Source organism: Ensifer sp. ENS09, from assembly GCF_014852425.1.
Classification (GTDB): Bacteria; Pseudomonadota; Alphaproteobacteria; order Rhizobiales; family Rhizobiaceae; genus Ensifer.
The window spans coordinates 123,419-146,241 of the sequence record NZ_JACVBP010000003.1; the positions used below are offsets into that span (position 1 = coordinate 123,419).

A 22,823-nucleotide genomic window follows, 5' to 3' on the forward strand; every position below is an offset into this window, starting at 1 on the left:
ATGCTCGCCGCCGCGGAAAATCAGGAGGCCGGTTCGGTCCCGTATTCGTCGTGCCGCCGGTTCCAGACGTAGGGTTCTGTCTGCGGCCATCCCGCGGGAGAGGCTTCCCATGTTTCCTGGCGACCGTAGGGCGTCAGATCCAGATAGGTCCACATGCTGCCGAGGTACTCGACGCCGCGCGCACCGTTGAAATAGGTGCGGTAGATATGATCGCCCTCCCTGAGGAAGACGCTGACGCCATGGCGCTCGCTGGTCCTTGTCGGGTCATCCGGATCGGCGACCGTGGCTCCCATGTCGTGGTTGAAGTCGCTCGCCATGGAAGAGTACCAAACCGGGTGCTGCCACTGCATCCGGGCCTGGTATTTCTGCAGCGTCTCCAGCGGCGCACGCGAAATCAGCACGATGGACGTATCGCGTGCATTGAGATGCGCCGGATGGGTCATCGCGTCCACGACCCAGGAGCAGCCGTCGCAGCCCGCCTTCCATCCGGGCGCGAACATGAAGTGATAGACGATCAGTTGCCGCCGTCCGTCGAAGAGGTCGGCGAGGCTTACCGTGCCTTCAGGCCCCTCGAACGAATAGTCCTTGTCGATCCTGACCATCGGCAAGCGCCGGCGCTCGGCACTCACTTCATCGCGTGCGCGGGTGAGTGCCTTCTCTCTGGCAATCTGTTGTTCGAGTGCGGCTTGCCACTCGTCCATTGAAACGATCTTAGGCAGCATTCTCAATCATCTCCCTTTTGGGCGGTTTGCTTGAGGTGTCGGTGCAAGGCTGAACTCCGATCGACGGCATCCAGCCACCAGGCTCGGTTGGAGTGCTCGCGAAAGCTCGCAAACCGGTCTCATCGGCGCCGTCTCCGTTGCGTCCGGTTTCAATATGTTGTGAAAACATAACATGTCAAGCGAGCAGGACGAAGATCTGGTTTTCAAGGCATTGGCTCACCCGCGCAGGCGGTCGATGCTCGATCGTCTCAAGGGCGAGGCGCAGACCACGGGCATGCTCTGCGCGACCTTTTCAGACATGGATCGCTGCACCGTGATGCAGCATCTGAAGGTGCTGGAGGACGCCGACTTGATCATCGTCAGGCGGGCAGGACGCGAGCGCTGGAACTATCTCAATGCGCTGCCGATCAAGCACATTCACGACCGCTGGATCAGCGACTATGCCGCCCATGTCGTGACTATTCTCGACAGGCTGAAGGCTGATCTCGAAAGGTAAGTCTGAAGATGGCGTGAATTACGGATCGCTTAAACAGTGTTCATTTGTGTATAGTTTTCGACAATCGCCAATGTTCTCCCTATTTGAGGGGAGTGATGTTTAGTGAAATTACGAGACGCGAAAGAATATCTACCTTTCTTGGCAGGTGGTTTTGAAAGCGCCGCTTTCATGCTTGCGCTCCACTCGTTCGTTGAGTAGGGAATTCTCGTCGGTTTCCGAAAGGAAATAACAGGGAATTCGCCGCGGCTCGCCGCGAAACGAAACTGCCCCCGCAACTGTAGGCGGCCAGTCCTCTCTCGAAAATGCCACTGGGCGATGGTCCGGGAAGGCCGAGAGGGAGCCAAGACCCGTCAGTCAGGAGACCTACCGACACCTGTAACTGAACAAGCCGGGCGGGGTGTCCGGGGAGGTTGTCGATGTCGTTGGTCGCGCCACAAGTGCCGGCTGTCGATGTTCTCTTGAACATCGGTTCGATCATTGCGTCCTGGCTCGTCCCCTCCGATCCGCGCGATCAACAGATCGGAGACAATGTGCCATGACCGCTTCGTGTTTCCTGCTTGCCGCCTCTGGCTTCGCCTTCTTCGCCACCGCCGCTGCTGCCGAACCCACCGCCTATCCGCTGACCCTGGACAATTGCGGCGAGACGATCACCTTCGACAAGGCACCGGCGACTTCGGCGACCGTCGGGCAGGCGGCAACCGAGGTTCTCTATTCGCTCGGCCTCGGCGACAAGGTTACGGGCACGTCGGTCTGGTTCAATGACGTGCTGCCGGAATTTGCCGAGGTCAATGCCAAGGTTCCGCGCCTGGCGGACAACGACCCGAGCTTTGAAAGCGTCGTCGCCAAGAAGCCGGGGCTCGTCGCCGTGCAGTTCGTCTGGCACGTCGGCCCCGAAGGGATCGTTGCGACCCGAACCCAGTTCCACGAAGTGGGAATTCCGACCTATGTCCTTCCGGCCGACTGCGTCGCCAAGGACAACTCGGTGGGTGTGGACGGCACGCGAAGCGCGCTCTTCTCGACTGACAGCATCCATCAGGGCGTGCGTGAACTCGCGCAGATCTTCGATGTTCAAGACAAAGGCGAAGCATTCGTCGCAGAACTCGCCAAGCGTGAGGCCGACGCCATCGAGCAGGCCAAGGCGCTCAATTTGAAGGATGTGTCTGCGGCCTTCTGGTTCTCCAGCGCGGAGATGGACATCGATCCCTATGTGGCAGGTCGGAAGGGAGCGCCTGCCTACATGATGGATAAGCTCGGCATCCGCAACGTGGTCGGCTCGGACGAAGAATGGCCGGTCGTCGGTTGGGAAACGATCGCCAAGGCCAACCCCACCATGATCGTCATCGCCAAGATGGATCGCCGGCGCTTTCCGGCCGACGACTACCTGAAGAAGATCGAGTTCCTGAAGACCGATCCGGTTGCCAGCCAGATGGACGCGGTGAAGAACAACCGCATCGTCGTCATGGATGCGCACGCGATGGACGCCACGATCAGAACGGTCGCCGGCATCGAAGTTCTCTCGGCTGCGCTTAAGGATTTCGGGTTGGCGAAGTGAAGACCAGCCTCTCGCGGCGCGTCCCTGCTTCCCGGCTTGGCCGGGCAGCCACGGGGACATTGGCTCTGTTTGCCGCCGTTCTTGCCGGAACCTGCATCGGCGAAACGCCGATACCCGTCTTGACCGTTCTCCAGACCTTGGCGAACAAGATTTTCGGCGCGACCTATGGGCTCGATCCCATCGATGTCGGGATCATCTGGAACTACCGCCTGCCGCGGGCGATCGTTGCCGCCTGCTGCGGGGCGGGCCTCGCGGTTTCGGGCCTGGTGCTCCAGTCCCTCCTGCGCAACGCCCTGGCGGATCCCTACCTTCTCGGCATTTCCGCCGGCGCCTCGACCGGCGCAGTGGCCGTCACCGTCGCCGGCCTCGGGGCCGGCGCGGTCTCCATGTCGCTCGGCGCCTTTGTCGGCGCCGTGACGGCTTTCCTCATGGTGGCGATCCTCGCCCGTGCCGCCGGTGGCGGGGTCACCCTGCGCGGAACGGGGCAGATCGTGCTTGCCGGCATCGCCGGATCGCAACTGTTCAACGCACTGACCTCTTTCATCATCACCAAGTCGGCCAATGCGGAGCAGGCGCGGGGCATCATGTTCTGGCTGCTCGGCAACCTCAGCGGTGCGCGGTGGCCGGACGTCTGGCTGGCCGTGCCCGTGGCCCTTGTCGGGCTCGGGGCCTGCATCTGGTACGCCCGTGCGCTCGACGCTTTTTCCTTCGGGGCGGAATCCGCCGCGTCGCTCGGCGTACCCGTGCGCGTCGTCCAGATGGTGCTGATCGGCCTTACCGCGCTGGTGACGGCCGTGATGGTCAGCATTGTCGGCTCCATCGGCTTCGTCGGGCTCGTGATACCGCATGCGGCCCGGTTCCTGGTTGGCGTGCGCCACGGGCGGCTCGGCCCGGCAACCGCTCTCATCGGGGCGGTCTTTCTGATCGCCGCGGATATCCTGTCGCGGACGATCGTTCCTGGCCAGGTGCTGCCGATCGGCGTGATCACCGCCCTGGTTGGGGCACCGGCCTTTGCCCTGATCCTTATCCGCGGGAGGCGCCGATCATGATCCTGGAAGCACGCGATCTCGGCTGGTCCGTCCGCGGCAAGGCGATCGTTTCCCATGTCGATCTGACCGTGCGGCAGGGAGAGACACTCGGCCTTGTCGGCCCCAACGGCTCCGGCAAATCGACCTTGATGCGGCTGCTGGCCGGCATCGTCCGGTCGACCTCGGGCGGGGTGCGGATCAACGGGCAGATGCTGCACGCCATGCCGCGCCGCCAGGCTGCCCAATTGATCGCCTTCCTCGAGCAGCAAGCCGAGACGACGGAAGCGATCTCGGTTCGCGATGCGGTCGAACTTGGCCGCACGCCCTGGCTCACGCCGCTGCAGCCCTGGTCGGCCGAAGACGACCGGATCGTCAGGCAAGCGCTCGACGATACCGATATGGCGGGCTTCGAAAACCGTTCGTGGGCAACACTTTCCGGCGGGGAACGCCAGCGGGTTCACCTGGCGCGTGCCTTGGCGCAACAGCCGCAGGTCCTGTTGCTCGACGAGCCGACAAATCACCTGGATATCCAGCACCAGCTTTCGATCCTGAGGCTGGTGGCTGACCTGCCGATAACCTCCGTGGTCGCCTTGCACGATCTCAACCAGGCCTTCGGCTGCGACCGCGTCGGCATGATGTCCGCCGGCCGGCTGGTGGCGCTGGGGCCGCCGCGTGAAGTCCTGACCGTCGAACGGATCGCCGCCGTCTTCGGTGTTCGTGCGAGCATCGTCGTCGACCCCGAGGACGGAACCTCCATCTTCCGCTTTCATTCAGCCTAGCAAGGATTTACATGCGCGCGCTTTTCCTCGGATTGTCCCTGTTTCTCACCGCTTTCCAGTTCGCCCAAGCCGAAATGCACGAGGTGAAGATGCTCAACCGTAACGCTTCGGGACCGATGGTCTATGAGCCTGACTTCCTCCAGGTCGCCCCCGGCGACACGGTGAAATTCATCGCAGCCACCAGCGGCCACAACGCGGCGACGGTCGACGGCATGGTTCCCGAAGGTACCGCTGGTTTCAAGGGCGGGATCAACGAGGAGATCGAGGTCACGCTCGACGCGGAAGGGTTTTACGGGATCAAGTGTTCGCCCCATTTCGCGATGGGAATGGTTATGGTGATCCGTGTCGGCGATGCGAAGGTCGATGCAAGATTTGCGGCGGCCAAGGTTCCGGCGCGGGCGCGCAAGCGGTTTGACGAGATCCTTGCCAGGAACGGTTTCGGAAAGTGACGAACGACACCGAAGAAAGGGCAGGGCGCGCGAATTTTCATCTGAAGGAAGCGATCCGCAGCTACTGGTCGGAGCGCGCGAGAACCTTCGATCTCGCTTTCGGCCACGGTATCCTGTCCGCAGCCGAGTTTTCCGCCTGGCAGGAACCGATCCGCACCACCCTTGGCGTGAAGCCGCTGCGCGTGCTCGAACTCGCCTGCGGCACGGGCGAGGTCACAAGGCTCATCCACGATCTCGGTCACGACGTCACGGCGCTGGACTTCTCCGAAGCAATGCTTTCCGTCGCCAAGGCGAAACACGCCGGCAAACCGCGGCTGCGCTTCATCCTTGCCGATGCCGAAAACACCATGGAGCCGGACGCCGCCTATGACGCGATCGTTTGTCGCCACCTCGTCTGGACGCTTACCGAGCCCGAGGCGACCTTTCGCGAGTGGCATCGGCTGCTGCGACCGGGTGGGAAGCTGGTGATCTATGACGGGAACTGGGCGCAGCCTTCTCCGATCGGGCGTCTCGCCGAACGCCTGGTGGCCTTGATCGACAGGTTTTCCGGGCCTGATCCCTATTACGACGGGTCGTTGAGCCAACGCCATGCGGAGATCATGCGTGCCCTGCCTTTCGGTCGCGGACTGCGGTTCGAGCAGCTTTCCGGTCTGTTGGAGGAGGCGGGCTTCAAAGGAATCGAGAAAATGTCCCATGCGCCGGTCGCTCGTGCCCAGCGCAAGTCGGCCAACCTGCGAAACTGCCTCCGCACCTTCGTCTACAGGCGCTTCATCCTGACCGCACATTCGTCGGCCGCGCGCTAGACCCCAGCGCCCCGAACCGCGAGGCGCCGGTCTAATCGGTGACGCCGCACCAACCCGGCAGGAAGCTGGCGGACTTGCCGTGGGCAAGATCGAGCGCGTCGTGCACGGCCTTGTCGATATCATTGGCGATGCGTTTTGCATCGATGCGCGAGCGCAGGAAGTTTGCCCACATGAACTCGCTGTAGGGCGTTGCGTCCTTGGCGTAACCGCCGGCGCGGCGGAGCGCGCCCGCAAGCGACCGGTAGGGATCGTCGGCGAGGCCGGCGATCGTGCGCGGCAGGTCCTGGTGCGATCGCCGCAGGCCCTGTGCGTCGAACGGATACATCCAGTGGCGGTGGTCCATGACCGACCAGAACTCGTCCTTTGACAGGTGGCTGAGATCGAACACGATACTGGTCAGCACATGCGCGACGCCTTCCTCGTGCAGGGCGCGCACGAGATGATGATGGTCGACCAGATACGGTCGCTCCTTCGGGCCGAGCACGACCGGCACCATATGATGTCCCAGGAATTCCGCGCCATGCCGCTTGGCAGTCTTGCGCCATTCGCGTCGTTTTTCGGTGACTTCGAGGAAGCCGACGGTGATCTGGGTCGGGCGAAGTTCGGCGATGTCGATCGGTTGCAGTTGCGGCTCATAGTTTGGGGTCATCGAACGGCTCCGGGCAGGGACGCGGTCGTTTCGGGTTGGGAGGCGGCAGCTACGGCATCATCGACGCTGTAGCTGAGATAGGTGAGAAGCGGGGGAGCGGCCAGGGCGATCATGTCGCGGACCCGGTCATGCACCCGTGCATAATAGAGGTGCTTGCCCTGGGCGCGCACAAGCGTGTCGAATTCGATCAGCGCATCGAGCGCGGTGCTGTCGAGGTCGAAGCTTTCCTCAAGGCTGAGGATGACGGCGCGTGCTGTCTGGTCGTGGCCGATCCGTGCGGCCGTCTCGGTCAAGATGGCATCCGCATTGGCAAAGAACAGCGGTTGCGCCGGACGCCAGATGGCGATGCCCGGCATCGTTTGCGCGTCCGCGTGGCGGGCGACGTCGACGAAGTCATGGCCCTGTCCCAGGCGACCAAGGGAGGCGACATAGGGCGTGGCCAGCCTGTGCAGCAAGACGGCGAGCGAAAGTGCGACAGCTATGGTGATGCCGTTGACGACGCCGAAGGCGATGACCCCGACTGCCGCCGCCAAGGCGATGACAACGTCGTGTTTCAGTTTCCACAGCCGCAAAAGCGGCCGAGGATCGAGCGCATGCGCCAGTGCGGCAATGACGACAGCAGAAAGGACCGGCTCGGGAAGGCTCTGAAGCAGATCGGCGCCAAGGACGACGAGCAGCGCAAGGCCGACCGCGGCGACGAGCGCCGTCATTCGGGTTTGTGCACCAGCAGCTTCGGCCGCGGAGCCCGCCGAGAAACCGGCGCCGACGGGCATGCCCTGCGCGATAGCACAGGCGACATTGGCAGCGCCGAGCGCCAGCAGTTCTCGATTGGCGGTGACGCTTTCGCCGTGACGCAATGAAAGCGACCGGATCGTGCCCCAGGATTCGGCAAAGAGGATGAGAACGAGCGGCAAGGTGTAGGGCACAAGCTGCCGGATCTGGCTCCATTCGACGAGCGAGAGCGACGGCAAGGTCATCGAGATCGACAACGGCCCGACCACCGCCACGCCGTGGCCCGCAAGGTCCAGCAGCCTGGAAGCCAGGATGCCGGCGCAAAGGACCAGAAAAGCGCCGGGAAGAAACGGAGCGCGCCGCAGCAACAGGAGGGCGGCAAGGGCCGCGACGCCGACGGCAATGCTCACCATGTTCCACCGGGGCAGCGCCGCAAAAAGCCCGGCGATCTGATGGATGATGTCGGTTGCCGGCACCTCGACGCCGGTAACGGTGGGCAATTGCCTGACGATGATGGTGACCGCCAGCCCGAAGGCGAAGCCACGAAGGACGGGGCGGGAGATGAAGCTTGCGAGGTTTCCAAGCCGCAGCAGGGAGGCCGCGACGAAGAGCAGACCCGTCAGCGCCACCATCACCGTTACCAGCGCCATCTTGTCCGCCGTCGAACCGGGCAGCGCCGCGATTGTCGCCGCAAGAATGGCGGCCGACGACGATGTCGGGGACACGATGGCAAAACGGCTGCGGCCGAGGATGGAATAGGTCAGGCAACCGACGATAGCCGCGACGACGGCGTGCTGCGGTGGCAGGCCGGCGATACCGGCATAGGCAACAGCTTCGGGCAGCATCAATCCGGCGACGGACAGACCCGCAATCCAGTCCCTGTTGCCCACGCTCGTCGCAACCTCTTCCGCCATGTTTTCCTAAAGACTCTAGCGGAATGCAATCTGAAATCCATAGCGCGGCCCGAGCATGTCGCGGGCTTGCCAGCCGACCGCCGAGGCGATGCCTCGGCGGTCTCCCCAGAAGTCAGAACTGACGGCTCGCGCGGGCGCGTCCGCCGACGGATTTTTGCCCGCCCTCCTCGATGTCGAAGAGCAGCCCGAGATCGAGCAGCCATAGGTCTGCAGTCGAAAGCGAGAGCCCGGCCGTCAGGTTGGCGAAGACGCCAGATCCGTCGAGCCCCGAATAGCCGGCCGTTGCTCCGAGCTTCGGGGTCACCGTCGAGCCGTTGTCGAGCGTGAAGGATCGCTCGACCTCGGCGCCGAGGCTGACGCGGAACTGCTCCTCGTCGAAGCCATCGATGGTGATCTTGTCGCCCGCACTGTTGTGCACCGTGTAGTCGTCGACCGTTTCGGAGAAGTAGACGGCGCGGAGCTTCGGTGTCAGCACCGTCGCCTCGTCGAGGCTCCACTGGCCCTTGATCGCCGTGTCGACCATCCATCGTGTGGTGTCGAACGTTCCGTCCCAGAAGGTGGTGTCGATGTCGTTGGAGGAGCCGCCATAGAGCAGGCTTGTATCCCAGAACACACCCTTGCCGAGTTCCAGCGACGCATTGGGGCCGAAGAGCCAGCCGTTACCGGTCAGTTCCGCATCGGCATCGGTCGGGTCGGTCATCCGGTCAAAATGGAAGGACAGGCCGATCAGCGCCTTTTCCGAGACCAGATAGTCGGCACCGACGTTGAGCATGGCGAAGCTGCCCCATTGGCTGTCGTTCTCGTCCCGGTTATGGGCGAGGAAGGCGAGATCGATCCAGGCATTGAAGGCGCGAAGTTGCGCGCCGGTTACCCCGTCGGCGCTGTCGCGGGCCGCATCGAGCTGTGCGAGGCTGGTGCTTAGGTTTGCCGTCATGCCGTCATCGGACGGCGTCATGCGCGCGGTCACCGGGTCTGTTGCCCCACCCATGCGGCGGCGCTCGAGGAGCCCCGGCACGAAGATGCTTTCGCTGATCAGGTTCTGCCTGGTCGAGACGAAGCCCCGAACAAGTCCGTCGATGTCTTCTGCGACCTGCGCTGCGGCAAAGCCGAGATTGTAGGTGACGGTGCCAGTGTTGGAGGCGCCGAGCGCGCTCGTCAGGCGGAAGCCCACCTTTGCCCTGCCGGAAAAGCCGGGGTTCGGCGTAAACTGCAGGTACCAGCCGATGGGTGTGCCGACCGGCCCGGCCTGGGCGAGCTGACCGCGAATGATCGTCGCCGTGCCGGCATTTGCCGGCTCAACGAAGGTCAGTTCGGCGTCCGTGAACGGCCCGCCGGTTGCCCCGCGGTTGAGGTAAACGTCGGCTGGGGTCGAGCCCGCGGGCACGTCGACGACCTGATCGGTGACGGTGGTCTGGCGTGGCGTCACCTTCAATCCGTAGGTCGCGCTTCCGGTCGCGGCGTTGCTGTCTTCCGCGCGGATCGTGAATGTGTAGTCACCTTCGCTCGCCGCATCGAGCGGGCCGGTGAGCTCGCCGGTCGAGATGTTGAGCACCATGCCCCGCGGCAGGGTGCCGGAGGCGATGCTGTAGAGCATCGGTGCGCGACCGCCGAGCGCCGTGATCTGCTGCCGGTAGTCCTCGCCCGCCATCGCGCTGGCAAGGGTTCCAGCCGCCGGCGAGAACGTGAAGGCGGGTGCAGTGACCGTGATGCTGACGGTCGCGGCCGTGGACGTGCCCGCCGCATTGGTGGCGGTGTAGGTGAAGCTGTCCGGGCCGGAATAGCCTGCCGTCGGCGTGTAGTTGATCGTCGTGCCCGAGGCATTCGCCGTGCCGTGTGATGGCGCACTGGCGACCGCAACGCTGTCGGGGGTATCACCACTGAGCTGCAACGGGATCGCATTGGCCGAGGAGTTGGCGGCGACCGTTGTCGAGACCGCGTTGGCGATCGGCGCCTGCAGGCCGGGGACGATCGTCAAGGCATAGGCAGCGGCGCCGGTTGCGCCATAAGCGTCGGTTGCCGTGATCGTAAAGCTGGCATTGCCAGCCGTTGTCGGTGTCCCGCTGATTGCGCCGTTTGCGCCATCGAGCGTCAGTCCGGCCGGAAGAGATCCGCCCGAGATCGCGTAGCTGTAGGGTGAGGTTCCACCCGAAGCGGAGATCGCCTGGCTGTAGGCCGTCCCGGTGGTGCCACCGGGCAACGCGCCGGCCGCCGGCGTCACGGCTATGGTCGGATAGGCGACGGTCAGCGAGTAGGCTGTATTGCTCGATGCGCCGTAGGCATCTGTTGCGGTGACCGTGAAGCTGGCGCTGCCGGTCGCCGTCGGGGTACCGCTGAGAGTGCCTGTCGCGCCGTCGAGCGCCAGTCCCGAAGGCAAGATTCCGACAGAAATTGCATAGCTGTAGGGTGCGGATCCACCGGACGCCGAGAAGGTCTGGCTGTAGGCAAGACCGGTCGTGGCACCGGGTAGAGCGCCGGCCACGGGCGTCATCGCAAGTGAAGGAAAGGCAACGCTCAGCGAATAAGCTGCATTGCTCGATGCACCGTAGGCATCCGTTGCGGTAACGGTGAAATTGGAGGTCCCGGTTGCCGTCGGCGTGCCGCCGAGTGTGCCTGTTGCCGCGTCAAGTGTCACGCCTGTCGGCAAGGTTCCGGTTGCGGCATAGCTATAGGGTGCGGTTCCGCCGGACGCGGAAATGCTCTGGCTGTAGGCGATGCCGGTCGTGCCGCCGGGCAGGGCGCCTGCCGCCGGCGTTAGGTTGACCGCCGGGTGCGTGACGGGCAGTGTGTATGTCACGCCTACAGCCGCGCCATAGACATCCGTCGCGATGATCGTAAAGCTAAAGCTGCCCGTCGCCGTCGGGGTACCGCTGAGCGTGCCGGTTGCTCCATCGAACGTCACTCCGGTCGGCAAGGTTCCCGTCGCAGCATAGGTATAAGGGGCGGATCCGCCGGAAGCGGTGATCGTCTGACTGTAGGCCACGCCGGTTTCTCCGCCGGGCAACCCGTTAGCCGCCGGGGCCAGAGTGATCGCTGGAAACGCCACGTTGATCGAATAGTATGCAGTGAAGGGGCAACCGTACACATCGGTGAAATCAAGCGCGAAATTGAGTGATCCAGGCTGTGTCGGCGTGCCCGAGAGCGTGTTGGTTGCGGGGTCGAAGGTCAGCCCGGAAGGAAGCGGCACGTTACTGCTGAAGGTGAAGGATGATCCCCCCATCGTTCCGGAGGCCGAAAACACCTGACTATAGGGCACGCCGGTGGTGCCGCTGAAAGCAGTTCCGCTCGACGGCGTGAAGGCAACGGCCGGGCAGACGGTGGTTATTTGATAGGCTCTGTCGCCGGTCGCGCCGTAGTGATCGGTCGCCTTGATCCTGAAATTGAACGTGCCTGTCGCCGTCGGCGTGCCGGCAAGTTCGCCGGTGCTCTGATCCAGGCTCACGCCCGGAGGGGGCGCGCCGGCGATTAACGCGAAGGTATTGGGCGCGGTCCCGCCGGAAGCCGAGAATGTCTGGCTGTAGAGCGTTCCTGCGACGCCGTTTGGCGTCGAGGCCGGCGTCAGGTCAAGCACCGGCGGCGTTACGGTGACCGTCACCGTCGCTGCTGTGGACGTGCCGGCAACGTTGGTGGCCGTGTAGGTGAAGCTGTCCGTTCCCGAATAGCCTGCCGTCGGGGTGTAGGTGATCGTCGTGCCCGAAGCGCTTGCCGTCCCGTGGGTAGCGACGGCATCGATTGCAACGCTGTCGGCCGTTCCCCCTGTGATGTTCAACGCGATCGCATTGGCCGTCGAGTTGGCAGCGACGGTGGCGGAGGCAGCATTGGCGACCGGCGGTTCCACATAGGTGAACTGGTCTGCCGCCGAGGTCGCGCTGGTCCCGCCGACGGTGATCACCCGGACATCGACAGTGCCTGCGGAGCCCGCGGGAGCGGTGGCGGTAATCTGGCTTCCACTGTCCACCGAGAAGCCCGTTGCCGCCGCTCCTCCGAAGGTAACCGCGGTTGCGCCGCTGAAGTTGGTGCCGGTCACGACAACACTCGTGCCACCCGCCGTTGACCCGTTCGTGGGAGTGACACTGGTCACCGTCGGCGACGGGACATAAGTAAACTGGTCCGCCGCCGTGGTCGCACTCGTTCCGCCAGCGGTCGTCACCCGGATATCGACCGTGCCCGCGAAGTGCGCGGGAGAGGTGACGGTAATCTGAGTTGCGCTGTTGACCGTGAAGCCCGATGCCATCGTTGCTCCAAAGGTGACCGAGGTGGCGCCGACGAAGTTGGTGCCGGTCAGGATGACGGTTGTCCCGCCCGCCATGGGTCCGCTCGTAGGAGTGACACTCGTCACCGTCGGGGGCGCAACATAGGTGTATTGATCCGCCGCTGAGGTCGCGCTCGTTCCGCCGACAGTGGTAACCCGGATGTCGAACGTGCCCGCAGCGTTGGCAGGCGCCGTTGCGGTGATCTGGGTTCCGCTGATAACCGTGAAACCCGCTGCCGGCGTCGCCCCGAAGGTGACAGCCGTCACGCCGGTAAAATCGGTGCCAGTGAGGATGACGCTCGTTCCCCCTCCGGTCGGACCGCTTGAGGGACTGACGCCCGTCACCGTCGGCGGCGGTGTGACGGTGAGGGCCGCACCGTACGAGGCCGTAACCGGCGTGCATACGCCGACGGCAATGACGCGGTAGACGTAACCGTTCATGCCCGTGGTCGCGCCGGTGATGGACAGCGTTGCCGATGTCGCGCCGGAATAAAGGGCGTTGTTCGTGATGCTGGTGTAACCGGCTCCCTGATCCACCTGCCACTGGTAACCGGTGGCGTTGGCAACCGTGGCGCCGAACGTAGTGTTGCCGCCGGCATGGATTGTCGAAGCAGACGGGTGCCCCGTAACCTGGGGGGAACTGTTGACGGTCAGCGTCGCGGGATTTGATTCGGCGTCGGGCGTGGCCGCACCTATCGCCATGGCGCGATAGGCATAACCATTCAGCCCCGCCGTCGCGCCGGTGATGAACAACGTTGCTGTGGTTGCGCCGGCATAGGGCGCGCTATTGTTGATGTTCGTGAACCCGGATCCTTGATCCACCTGCCACTGATAGCTCGTGGCGTTGGATGCGGTAACACTAAAGCTGGTGTTGGCTCCGGCGCAGATCGTCGAATTGGAGGGATTCGCCGTAATCAAGGGAGGGGACGCCGCGCGGGCGCTGTCGGGCAGTGTCAGAACCGACGACACCAACAGAAGTATGGTCGCCGCGACCCGAAAGACATGCCCGCAGGCCGTTTCGATGCGCACAGACGCCTTTTCACCGCGCACGAGGAGCGCTGCGAAAATGATGGAAACTGCCACGCGCAAAAAAACTGCGGCGCAAGATGCACCGCTTGCAATGAAATGCATGCCGACCCCACTCGCTCCCCTGCGGAGAGCCCCCTCAATAGTCATCGCTGCCGCGCATCCGCGTTTCGAGCCGCCGCCGCGTTGCAAAAAAATAAGTCACCAATTTCCTGCCGGACCACGGTCCGGGCCGGAGCAAGAGGACGCGTCCCAGATCGCCTCTTTCATCCGTTCATCGAAGATCGAATCCACGATGTCATCACCGCCATACCGCGTGCCGTGGTTCGGCGCTTCTCATTCAGCGCAGAGGCGCAACGATCGCAGGCCCGGCGCCGGAAGGCACTCATGCGGTCAGGCGGCGGAAGCCCTTGTACCGCCTGGGGAAAAGCCTGACAAACCAAGCTCCCGGACAATTCGCCTTCAGCCCAAAAATGGAGGATTGGTTCTGGCCGCCCCGAACCCGCGCTGCAGATCGACGTATGCGTGCTCGGAATGGACGGATTTGCCAAGGCTCGTCGGACGCGGCAGGCATGTGCGACCTCGTCCTGCGTGCGCGAAGAGCGCCCGAATTGCACGCCTAGCGGGAGTTTGCCGCGCTTGATTCGCGCGTTGGCGGCGCGATACCAACGGGGCAGCCGGCGCGAACCGGCGCAGGGGAACACGCCGGAACACCATGATCCGCTTCTCAACCGACGATATTGCTCCGCAAGACCGTTTCGACCAGTGGCGCGAGGTGCGCGGCAAGAGCCTGTTCGGTGTGACGATCGAACTGCCGGCGGCAAAGCGCAGCACCTTCCGGGGCTCGTTCCAGTCGTGCCGGGTCGGTAGCGCTGTCGCCTCCGAGATGCGGGCCTCGGCCTATCGCGTCAGCCGCACCGAGGCTGACATTGCCCGTGTCGCCGGCAACAGCCTTTGCATCGCCTTTCAGGTGAAGGGCGGCGGGCTTCTCGATACGGGGGGAGACCGCGCGCAGGTCTTCAAGGACGGAGACATGGCGATCAGCCACTCGGACCTGCCCTATCATGCGACGCCCGGCGGTCATGACAGCTTCCACTTTCGGGTGCTCACCGTGCCCTTCGACCACGACGTGATGCTCGGTCGGCCGACGCACGACCTGTTCACCACCCGCTATCAGGACGATGCCGCATTCGCGCGCGCCTTTCGTGCGCTGTTCAACGCGGTCAGCGCCAGACATGGCGAGCTCTCGGACCCTCAGCGCGAGGTGGCGCATATCACCCGGCTGGCGCTTGCCGCCCGCAAACGGCTGGCGCCGGGCATGCCCGAGGTGCGGGCCGCACTTCGCTCCGGCCTGCGTTATGCGGCCGAAGAGATCATGGCGCGCGACAAGCACCAGCAGAAACTGACGCCGGCAAAGGTCGCGCTTGAACTGGGCATTTCGGTGCGCCAGCTGCATGTGATTTTCGAACACGCCGAACTGACCTTTGCCCGCACGCTGGCAACGATGCGCATTGCCGAGGCCCGGCGGCTTCTCGTCGCTGCCCCTGCCATGTCGGTCACCGAGGTCGCCTATGCCTGCGGATTCGACAGCCTCGCCACATTTTACCGCCTTTTCGCCGGCATCTACGGGATGGCGCCGGGAGAATCTCGCGCCACGGATTCTTTCCACTAGGCCGGCGTTAGGCGCCAAGGCATTTCGTCGTCGTGGATCGTTTAACGTTCTTTTGATGGCCGGGAGATCGTGCCCGGTTGCCAAAAAACCATAATTGCTTCACCTAGATCCCTCTTCGACACTCGGCATTAAGAATTGGGTCAACGCTGAATGCGCATTTCACACGTCTTCCTTGGTGCATTTCTTGCAATCGTGCCGTCCGCCTATGCCGACGTTGCCTCGCCTCCTGTTCTGGAGCCGCTGAAGCAGCAGGCACAGGCCGCACAGTTGAGCGCAAAATTTCTGACGCGCTACAGCTACAAGCCGGTTCCGCTCGACGACGCCCTGTCGGCCAAGATCATGGACAGCTTCATCGATTCTCTCGATCCGGATCGCGGGCTCTTCCTGCAGGCCGACATCGACAGTTTCAAGCCTGACCGCAACGAGATCGACGATGCCATCAAGCACAAGGACCTGAAGATCCCGTTTGCGATCTTCAACGTCTACGGCAAGCGTGTTGTCGACCGCATGGATTACGCACGCGAGCTGCTGAAGCAGGACTTCGATTTCACGAAGCAGGAGGATTACTCCGTGCTGCGGGACAAGGCGCCCTGGCCGCAATCGGAAGCCGAGAGCAACGAACTATGGCGCAAGCGCGTGAAGAGCGACTGGCTGCGGTTGAAGCTCAGCGGCAAGGCCGATGCCGCCATCCGCGAAACGCTCGACAAGCGCTATGCCAATGCGCTCGAGCGCGCTTACAAGTATAAGAGCGACGACGTCTTCCAGTCGTTCATGAACGCCTATACGACCGCGGTCGATCCGCATACGGACTATTTCGGCGCCAGCGCCTCGGCCGATTTCGATATCGCGATGAAGCTTTCGCTGGTCGGCATCGGCGCGGTGCTGCAGGAGCGCGACGACTACACGACGATCCGCGAACTCGTGCCCGGCGGGCCGGCGCAGCTTTCCGGCAAGCTTGCGGTCGGAGACCGCATCACCGGCGTCGGGCAGGGCCACGACGGCCCGATAAAGGAAGTGGTCGGCACGCGCATCGATGAAGTCGTGCAACTGATCCGGGGTAAAAAGGGATCGGTCGTGCGTCTGGACGTGCTGCCGGCGGATGCCGGAGCAGATGCCGCCCATCGCATCATCACCCTGGTGCGCGACAAGATCAGCCTCGAAAAGCAGGCGGCGCAGAAGACCGTCTTGTCCGTGAAGGCGGGCGATGCCACGCGCAAGATCGGGGTGATCACCCTGCCGGCCTTCTACGAGGATTTCGAGGCCCGACGCAAAAGAGAGAAAGACTATCGCAGCGCAAGCCGCGACGTCGCAAAGCTTCTCGAAGAGTTGAAGCAGGAACAGGTCGACAGCGTGCTGATCGACGTGCGCAACAATGGCGGCGGTTCGCTGGATGAGGCGATTGCCCTGACCGGCCTGTTCATTGGCTCTGGTCCGGTCGTTCAGCAGCGCAGCAGCGACGGCAAGGTCGTGGTCTCAAGCTCGGAGTTTCCCGAGCCGATCTGGACGGGGCCTGTCGGGGTCCTGATCAACCGCGGCTCGGCGTCTGCCTCCGAAATCTTTGCCGCGGCGATCCAGGATTACGGTCGCGGTGTCGTCATCGGCGAACCCAGCTTCGGCAAGGGCACGGTTCAGACCGTCGTCGATCTCGACCAGATGGTTCGCAACAGCAAACCCGCATTCGGCGAGCTCAAGGTGACGATCGCCCAGTTCTTCCGGGTCAATGGCGGCACCACGCAGTTGCACGGCGTAACGCCCGATATCAGCCTGCCGGGGCTTTCCGACCCGACGCGCTTCGGCGAGACGAGCTACGACAATGCCCTGCCGTGGTCGGAGATCAAGCCGGCAGACTATGCGCCCGCCAACACCGTCACGGCGCTGCTGCCCACGCTGCAAGGTCGTCATGATGCCCGTGTTGCAAGCGACCCGGAATTCCAGCGCCTGCTGGAAGACATCGCCGACATCAAGGCGCAGCGCGAAAAGGGCACTGTCTCCCTCAACGAAGCCGAACGTCGCAAGGAGATGAAGGATCGCGAAGCGCGGCTCAAGTCTCGGCAGGGAAGCGACGCGGACGATGCCGGTGACGACGATGGTCTGAACGCCGACGAGCGCAGCCTGAGTGCCGATATCGCCATGGAGAAAGCCCGCAAGAACGTAAAGGATGTCCTGCTGACGGAGGCGACAGCCATTCTTGCCGATGAGGCGGATCTTCAGGAAGGCGAGCTGAAGGCGGTCACGCAGCCACCTGCAAGCGCGACCGGAAAATAATCTGCCCGGCCGATGGCCGCGGCGATGCGCAGGCACAAAAGCAAAGGCCGACAAAACATTCGTTTTGTCGGCCTTTTTGTTTCTTTTTTGGCGTTCAGGCGGCGTGGTTCCCTGGCATGAGCGCGTCAGTATCTCCGCTGGATGGGCCTCGACCTGGCACGCGTTCGAGTGTCTGGGCGAGCCAGGCTTCACCTCTATTGATTTGTACAACCGTCCTGCCTCTAATTGAAGGCATAGCCGCTCAACTCTCAGTATCGTTAGACGTGTTTCATTTCCGCAGGATTTGCCTGCCCGTGCCGTGCAAGACTTTCTATGATTTCAAGCATGACAAGGGGCCCTTATGCGCAACCAGGAAAGTTACAACCAACGCCTCAACCGGGTCATCGATTACGTCTATGCCCACCTTGAGGATGATCTTTCCTTCGATCGGCTGGCGGAAGTCGCTTGCCTTTCGTCCTATCACTGGAGCCGCATCTATTCGGCCATGCGCGGAGAAACCATTGTCGCGACGATCCGCAGGCTGAGGCTCCAGCGCGCTGCCGATCGGTTGGCCAATTCTGACCTCGAAATCGAAGCGGTCAGTGCGCGTGCCGGGTATAGCTCGACCGACACATTCGGCCGGGCTTTCAAGGGCGCCTTCGGCGTGAGCCCGGCCGCCTACCGTGAGGCAGGCTCGCACGCTGCCTTTAGGGCGGCGAATGCTACCAGCGAGACAGATGCCTTCCCTGTCGTGATCGAGAGCTTGCCGGAACGCCGCTGCGCTGGAATCGATCACATCGGTTCCTACATGGAAATCGACCACGCCATGGGTCGGCTCTTTGCCGAGCTTGTCGACCGCCATTCCCTGCCGGCAGAGCCCGCCATGCTCGGGGTGTTCTTCGACGATCCTGATCTTGGGCCCGAGGCGGAGTTGTATTCGCGCGCCTGCCTGCCTGTGGCAACGTCCGTCACGATCGATGCGCCACTGGTGGAGACGGTTCTGCGCGGCGGACCATATGCGAAGCTGCGTTACAAGGGACCCTATGCCGATATGCGAGGCGCCTATCGGTGGCTTCTGGGCGTGTGGCTGCCTGCATCTGGTTATGAGCCGGACGACGCGCCGATCTTCGAAGCCTATCTCAACGACCCGCGCGAAGTGCCGCAAAACGAACTGCACACCGATATTCACCTGCCCCTCAAGGCCGTGTCATGAAGGCGCCACCTGTCCCCCGACCCGTTGCCGAAGCGTTATCGCGCTACCCCGAACCGGTGCGAGCGCGTCTGTTGGAGATCCGTGAGATTGTATTTTCGGTAGCCGCAGAAACGCAAGATATCGGGGCGCTCACCGAAACGTTCAAATGGGGCGAGCCGGCCTATCTGACCGAGGCAAGAAAGAGCGGGAGCACCATCAGGCTGGGCACCACCCAATCGGCACCGGACAAATGCGCGGTGCTTTTCAACTGCAAAACAACGCTTGTTGAGACGTTCCGGGCCCATTTTGCCGATGACTTCGCATTCGAGGGCAGTCGCGCCCTCATCGTGCCCGCCACGGGCGCACTATCGCGCGAGCCGCTGATGCTCTGCTTGCGCGCAGCCCTGACCTATCATCGGTCGAAGGCCGGGTTTCTGTAAGAAGTGCCGTCGGTGGTTTCCTGCCGCCGACATGGATTCTCGCCGTCCGAGACATCCGATGCCCAGGATGGCGAGACGTTCATCAGTCCTGCCAGATGGGGTATGCTTGTCGTTGCGCGTTGGTGTCGCTGAGTTCCAAGTAAATAGAGCATGCACTCAGAAATAATATGCTGAATACGATCAGCGCGCTAAAAAACATGAAGAGGCACATGAATATACTCCGGGTAAAAATCATTGTTCATCTTTGTCTTATTGTTCTCTTGCAGGAACATTACGCTGTCCGAGGGCTGATTTTCTGAATTCTGGATATCGAATTCAGGTGGACGTCAGTTTGCTCGATCTGAATTCGTAATGTTTTCACAAGGTGCAGGGCCCCAATCGGCGCTCGTTTTCGACAACGAGGGTTTCGGGCAAATGACGTGTGGTGAGACGAAGAACAGCGGTAAGCTTGCTAGAAAAAGGGCACATGCGGCGGGCGGTCGGGGGATCGCAATATGGGTGCCGATCATGCTCGTGCTTGGGGGATGTACGACCGTTCCTTTGACGGAAGCGGGGACGCTGACTTCCTACAGCAACCTCAGCGCGCCCAAGGGGAAGTTCGAGAAGAAAAGGGTCTACTTCAGCAAGGACGGCCTGAAGGACGTCAAGACCGTGAGCATCGCACCGACGGCTTTGGCCCCGGCTGCGCAAAAGCGTGTCGAGAAGCAGAAGGACCGCCTCCTTTTAACGAACGCGATCGACCGCGCGATTTGCATCACCATGAGCGAGAAGTATGAGATCGTCCCGTTCGGCACGCCCGCGGATCTGACGGTTCGAACGGCCGTTACGGACATCGTCCCGACCGAGCCGTCGGTCGCCGGTGCCGCCAAGGCGATTTCCATCGGCAGTTCGCTGGCTCTGCCGGTCGGCATACCGCGACTGCCCTTCGGGCTTGGCGGGCTCGCGGTCGAAGCGGAAGCCGTGGATCGAGACGGTAAGCAAAGGGCGGCGATCGTTTGGTCGAAGGGCGCCAACTCGTTTACAAGCGAAGCGCGCGTTTCGCCGGTTGGCGACGCCTACGACCTGGCCGGCGCGTTCGGCAAAGATTTCTCAAGAATGGTCGTCGCCGGCAAAGAACCCGGAAATTTCGATCTGCACCTGCCGTCCGGCTACGACATTCGCACGTCGTTTGGCGGGAAACCCGGTTCTGCGATCTGCGAGAACTTCGGCCGTGCGCCGGGTGTCGTCGGCATGATCGGCGCTTCGATCGGCGCGCCTCCGTCCTGGACGGACAAGGGAGGCAAGCTCCCCGTGACTGCGACAGATGCAGCCGTTTCTGCCGAAAGAACAAAGCCTTCCATTGGCAGCCGTTGAGGCGGACTGCACTTGCGTCTCGTAACATTGTCACAAGGTGGCAGTGGGATCTAGGCACCCGCAAAATGAGAAATAACCGAGGTCACTTCATGCGTCTTTTTATTGCAGCAGGCCTGCTGATCGTGCTGGCGGGATGCGAAACCGTAGAATACAAAAACCGCTGTGCGGAGTACGGATTCGTGCCGGGAACCGATGCTTACGCCAATTGCGTGCAACGTCTTGATATGTCCGATGAACGCCGCAGGGGACGCGATTACGATCCTCCGGTGTATGCTTACGATTAATCCGCAGGGATGCCAGCTGTTTTAGAGAAAACTGTTTCAATTGGGCGACTGCGACATGGCCTATGGCACATTGTTTAGAGCTCTCTTTTGTTTCCTTTAAAAAAGCTTTGCGCCTTCAGTACTCAATTCTAGTCGATATTGGTAGGCAACATGCGAATTCTGATCGTAGAAGATGATCGTGAACTGGCGTCTTCGCTCAAGGCCATGCTGGAAGCCGCGATCGGCGTTGCGGATGTGTTCGAGACGCTTGCGGATGCCGAGGCGGCATTGCTTGCCTTCAAGTTCGATCTCGTCGTCATCGACCGCAACCTTCCTGATGGGGACGGCCTGTCGCTGCTGCCGACGCTGCGACAGATCCGTCCGAGGCCGGCAACGCTCGTTCTGACGGCATTGGACGACCCGACCGATATCGTGTCTGCGCTCGACAAGGGCGCAGACGAATATGTCGGCAAACCCTTCGAGCCGATGGAGTTGATTGCGCGGGCGCGCGCCGTGCTTCGCCGCTATAGCCTGGATGAGACCGGCTCCACGCAGTTCGGCAATCTGTCGTTTGATCTCGTCAACCGCTCCGCCATGATCGGTGAGAATGCACTGTGTGTGCCAAGGCGTGAACTCGCCGTTCTGGAAGCACTGATCCGGCGAGCGGGCCGCGTCGTACAGCGCGATAACCTGGAAGCGGCCGTCTACAACATCGATGAGGAGATCGAGTCCAACGTGCTCGATTCCCATGTCTCGCGGCTCCGCAAGCGGCTGCGTGAGAGCAACTGCAACGCAACGATCCGGACCATTCGCGGGATCGGCTACATGCTGGTGCAGGAATGATGAAACGCCAAAATTCGATCGCCTTTCCGGTGGCGACCGTGCTCGTTTTGGGCATGGTGCTGGTGATGGTGATCAGCACTGTCCTTACCATCGCGGTGTTCCTGCTGATGGATGCGCAGAGCAGGAAACAGGTCGCACTCGACAGCGTCGTCAAACTTCTCCAGGACGGAGTGAGTTACGACCATACGGGGAAATTTGTTCTTGAGGTGGATGGGGTCATCGTCGAGAAGATCCTCAGGCTCTCCAAAGAGCAACCCGAGTTCTGGTATTTTCTCAGTGACGGAAAGCAATCGATCGTACATGGCACCGTGCCGGAGACGGCGCGAAACATCATCGAAACGACCTCTCCTCAGGTCTTTTCCTCTCAGTTTTATTATAAGAAGGGCGGTGAGCAGTTTCTGGGTCTGCGAAAACTGAACGCAGAAGATCCCCCCAAACTGGCTGTTATCGGCGGAGTGACATTTTCGAACGCTGAAACGCTGCTCGTGATCCTGCGCGAAATTTGGCCGCAGGGGCTCTACCACCTTCTGGGTATTGTTCTCGTCGCCACGGCCACGATTGCTGTCTTCGCCGTCAAGCGCACCATCGCAATCCCGGTAAAAAGGGTTGTCGATTCAGCCGAGCAGATCGATGGTCTCCCCGGTGGTCGCCGGATATCGGACCGCGACACGCCCGTAGAACTGAAGCCGATGGTGGCCGCGTTCAACAACGCGCTCAGTTGCATCGACAACGCGTTCGAAGCGCAGCGACACTTTCTTGCCAATGCATCCCACGAGCTGCGGACGCCGCTGACCAAGCTGCGATTGAAGCTCGACCTGGTGAAGGACCCGGAGGTGAGGGAGGTCCTCGTTCGCGACACGGCGCGCCTTGGGTCGATCGTCACGACATCGTTGCAGCTGGCGCGTCTGTCCGGCCAGGCATTGACTTTCACCATGATAGATCTCGCAGCCATTGCGCGTGTGGTCATTGCCGAACATGTGCCCTTGGCGATGAAGCAAGGCATGGAGATAGAGCTCAAGGCGGAAGGGCGGGTCATGGTCTCCGGTTCCGAGCCGGCTATCCGCGTGGCCCTCGATAATTTGATCATCAATGCAATGCGACACGCACGCGGGACGGAGGTGCTCATGGTCGAGGTTCTCCAAGCCCGCATCGTGCGCGTCACCGACGAAGGGCCGGGGATCCCGGCCGCGGAGCGCGAGAAAATGCTGAAGCCGTTTGTGCGCGGGAACACCAACGCCAGCGAGGGAACAGGCATGGGGCTGGCCATCGTTACCCAGATCATGATGGCGCACGGTGGCTCCGTCGAACTCGCAGAAGCAGCGGCCGGCGGCCTGGTGGTAGATCTGGCGTTTCCGAAAATCGCGAAGGAGACCGCGGCAGCGTGACGTGCCTGGCTTTCCGGAGCTGACCACGCAGC

General features: G+C 62.3%; 18 protein-coding genes and 1 riboswitch. Of the genes, 14 read left to right on the forward strand and 4 right to left on the reverse strand.

Annotated features, from left to right (window positions below; all coding sequences use genetic code 11):
* Positions 1–20: 20 nt before the first annotated feature.
* On the reverse strand, positions 21–722 hold the full coding sequence (locus IB267_RS15595; RefSeq protein ID WP_192448427.1) for a DUF899 domain-containing protein: 702 nt from the start codon (positions 720–722) through the stop codon (positions 21–23).
* Between the two features lie 172 nt (positions 723–894).
* On the opposite strand from IB267_RS15595, the gene IB267_RS15600 reads away from it, so the two are divergent.
* The 6 genes from IB267_RS15600 (at position 895) to IB267_RS15625 (ending at position 5,829) form a co-directional block, all read left to right on the forward strand.
* Positions 895–1,218 (forward strand): helix-turn-helix transcriptional regulator, encoded by a 324-nt coding sequence (locus tag IB267_RS15600; protein WP_192448428.1) that lies wholly within the window; start codon positions 895–897, stop codon positions 1,216–1,218.
* 192 nt (positions 1,219–1,410) lie between these two features.
* A riboswitch (cobalamin riboswitch) is annotated at positions 1,411–1,604 on the forward strand.
* A 149-nt stretch (positions 1,605–1,753) separates the two neighbouring features.
* Complete coding sequence (locus tag IB267_RS15605; RefSeq protein ID WP_192448429.1) at positions 1,754–2,770, forward strand: ABC transporter substrate-binding protein; 1,017 nt, start codon at positions 1,754–1,756, stop codon at positions 2,768–2,770.
* On the forward strand, positions 2,767–3,819 hold the full coding sequence (locus IB267_RS15610) for an iron ABC transporter permease (protein WP_192448430.1): 1,053 nt from the start codon (positions 2,767–2,769) through the stop codon (positions 3,817–3,819). The genes IB267_RS15605 and IB267_RS15610 overlap by 4 nt, the downstream gene beginning before the upstream one ends.
* Positions 3,816–4,577, forward strand: coding sequence for an ABC transporter ATP-binding protein (locus IB267_RS15615; protein ID WP_192448431.1), 762 nt, complete (start codon positions 3,816–3,818; stop codon positions 4,575–4,577). Before IB267_RS15610 ends, IB267_RS15615 begins: the two co-directional genes overlap by 4 nt.
* A gap of 11 nt (positions 4,578–4,588) precedes the next feature.
* Positions 4,589–5,026 (forward strand): pseudoazurin, encoded by a 438-nt coding sequence (locus IB267_RS15620; protein ID WP_192448432.1) that lies wholly within the window; start codon positions 4,589–4,591, stop codon positions 5,024–5,026.
* A complete protein-coding gene (locus IB267_RS15625) occupies positions 5,023–5,829 on the forward strand; it encodes a class I SAM-dependent methyltransferase (protein ID WP_192448433.1) in 807 nt (268 codons plus the stop codon). Before IB267_RS15620 ends, IB267_RS15625 begins: the two co-directional genes overlap by 4 nt.
* A 31-nt stretch (positions 5,830–5,860) precedes the next feature.
* On the opposite strand, the gene IB267_RS15630 is transcribed toward IB267_RS15625, so the two are convergent.
* From IB267_RS15630 to IB267_RS15640, 3 genes are all read right to left on the reverse strand, one after another.
* On the reverse strand, positions 5,861–6,478 hold the full coding sequence (locus tag IB267_RS15630; RefSeq protein WP_192448434.1) for a ParB-like protein: 618 nt from the start codon (positions 6,476–6,478) through the stop codon (positions 5,861–5,863).
* Positions 6,475–8,124: a SulP family inorganic anion transporter gene (locus tag IB267_RS15635; RefSeq protein WP_192448435.1), complete on the reverse strand. Its 1,650-nt coding sequence runs from the start codon at positions 8,122–8,124 to the stop codon at positions 6,475–6,477. The genes IB267_RS15630 and IB267_RS15635 overlap by 4 nt, the downstream gene beginning before the upstream one ends.
* 112 nt (positions 8,125–8,236) lie before the next feature.
* Positions 8,237–13,456 carry a putative Ig domain-containing protein gene (locus IB267_RS15640; RefSeq protein WP_192448436.1) on the reverse strand — a complete coding sequence of 1,740 codons (5,220 nt, stop codon included), beginning with the start codon at positions 13,454–13,456 and terminating at the stop codon, positions 8,237–8,239.
* 658 nt (positions 13,457–14,114) lie between these two features.
* Between IB267_RS15640 and IB267_RS15645 the strand changes: the two genes are divergently transcribed.
* The 8 genes from IB267_RS15645 to IB267_RS15680 all read left to right on the forward strand — a co-directional run bounded on the left by IB267_RS15645 (position 14,115) and on the right by IB267_RS15680 (position 22,791).
* Complete coding sequence (locus IB267_RS15645; protein WP_210335889.1) at positions 14,115–15,071, forward strand: AraC family transcriptional regulator; 957 nt, start codon at positions 14,115–14,117, stop codon at positions 15,069–15,071.
* A 150-nt stretch (positions 15,072–15,221) separates the two neighbouring features.
* Positions 15,222–17,336 (forward strand): carboxy terminal-processing peptidase, encoded by a 2,115-nt coding sequence (locus tag IB267_RS15650; protein ID WP_192448437.1) that lies wholly within the window; start codon positions 15,222–15,224, stop codon positions 17,334–17,336.
* 340 nt (positions 17,337–17,676) lie between these two features.
* Positions 17,677–18,528 carry a GyrI-like domain-containing protein gene (locus IB267_RS15655; RefSeq protein WP_192448438.1) on the forward strand — a complete coding sequence of 284 codons (852 nt, stop codon included), beginning with the start codon at positions 17,677–17,679 and terminating at the stop codon, positions 18,526–18,528.
* Between the two features lie 71 nt (positions 18,529–18,599).
* On the forward strand, positions 18,600–18,947 hold the full coding sequence (locus tag IB267_RS15660; RefSeq protein WP_371742546.1) for a DUF1801 domain-containing protein: 348 nt from the start codon (positions 18,600–18,602) through the stop codon (positions 18,945–18,947).
* Positions 18,948–19,454: 507 nt separating this feature from the next.
* Positions 19,455–20,300, forward strand: a complete 846-nt coding sequence (locus tag IB267_RS15665) for a DUF3313 domain-containing protein (RefSeq protein ID WP_246810731.1) — start codon at positions 19,455–19,457, stop codon at positions 20,298–20,300.
* An 89-nt stretch (positions 20,301–20,389) separates the two neighbouring features.
* On the forward strand, positions 20,390–20,584 hold the full coding sequence (locus IB267_RS15670) for a hypothetical protein (RefSeq protein ID WP_192448441.1): 195 nt from the start codon (positions 20,390–20,392) through the stop codon (positions 20,582–20,584).
* A gap of 150 nt (positions 20,585–20,734) precedes the next feature.
* Positions 20,735–21,406 carry a response regulator transcription factor gene (locus tag IB267_RS15675; protein WP_192448442.1) on the forward strand — a complete coding sequence of 224 codons (672 nt, stop codon included), beginning with the start codon at positions 20,735–20,737 and terminating at the stop codon, positions 21,404–21,406.
* Positions 21,403–22,791 carry a HAMP domain-containing sensor histidine kinase gene (locus tag IB267_RS15680; protein ID WP_192448443.1) on the forward strand — a complete coding sequence of 463 codons (1,389 nt, stop codon included), beginning with the start codon at positions 21,403–21,405 and terminating at the stop codon, positions 22,789–22,791. The genes IB267_RS15675 and IB267_RS15680 overlap by 4 nt, the downstream gene beginning before the upstream one ends.
* Positions 22,792–22,823 lie beyond the last annotated feature (32 nt).

What these genes read in the sequence shown, in the direction of transcription:
- IB267_RS15595 (WP_192448427.1), bottom strand. Translation starts at nt 722, where the DNA reads ATGCTGCCTAAGATCGTTTCAATGGACGAGTGGCAAGCCGCACTCGAA.
- IB267_RS15600 (WP_192448428.1), top strand. Translation starts at nt 895, where the DNA reads ATGTCAAGCGAGCAGGACGAAGATCTGGTTTTCAAGGCATTGGCTCAC.
- IB267_RS15605 (WP_192448429.1), top strand. Translation starts at nt 1,754, where the DNA reads ATGACCGCTTCGTGTTTCCTGCTTGCCGCCTCTGGCTTCGCCTTCTTC.
- IB267_RS15615 (WP_192448431.1), top strand. Translation starts at nt 3,816, where the DNA reads ATGATCCTGGAAGCACGCGATCTCGGCTGGTCCGTCCGCGGCAAGGCG.
- IB267_RS15620 (WP_192448432.1), top strand. Translation starts at nt 4,589, where the DNA reads ATGCGCGCGCTTTTCCTCGGATTGTCCCTGTTTCTCACCGCTTTCCAG.
- IB267_RS15630 (WP_192448434.1), bottom strand. Translation starts at nt 6,478, where the DNA reads ATGACCCCAAACTATGAGCCGCAACTGCAACCGATCGACATCGCCGAA.
- IB267_RS15635 (WP_192448435.1), bottom strand. Translation starts at nt 8,124, where the DNA reads ATGGCGGAAGAGGTTGCGACGAGCGTGGGCAACAGGGACTGGATTGCG.
- IB267_RS15645 (WP_210335889.1), top strand. Translation starts at nt 14,115, where the DNA reads ATGATCCGCTTCTCAACCGACGATATTGCTCCGCAAGACCGTTTCGAC.
- IB267_RS15650 (WP_192448437.1), top strand. Translation starts at nt 15,222, where the DNA reads ATGCGCATTTCACACGTCTTCCTTGGTGCATTTCTTGCAATCGTGCCG.
- IB267_RS15655 (WP_192448438.1), top strand. Translation starts at nt 17,677, where the DNA reads ATGCGCAACCAGGAAAGTTACAACCAACGCCTCAACCGGGTCATCGAT.
- IB267_RS15665 (WP_246810731.1), top strand. Translation starts at nt 19,455, where the DNA reads ATGCTCGTGCTTGGGGGATGTACGACCGTTCCTTTGACGGAAGCGGGG.
- IB267_RS15670 (WP_192448441.1), top strand. Translation starts at nt 20,390, where the DNA reads ATGCGTCTTTTTATTGCAGCAGGCCTGCTGATCGTGCTGGCGGGATGC.
- IB267_RS15675 (WP_192448442.1), top strand. Translation starts at nt 20,735, where the DNA reads ATGCGAATTCTGATCGTAGAAGATGATCGTGAACTGGCGTCTTCGCTC.
- IB267_RS15680 (WP_192448443.1), top strand. Translation starts at nt 21,403, where the DNA reads ATGATGAAACGCCAAAATTCGATCGCCTTTCCGGTGGCGACCGTGCTC.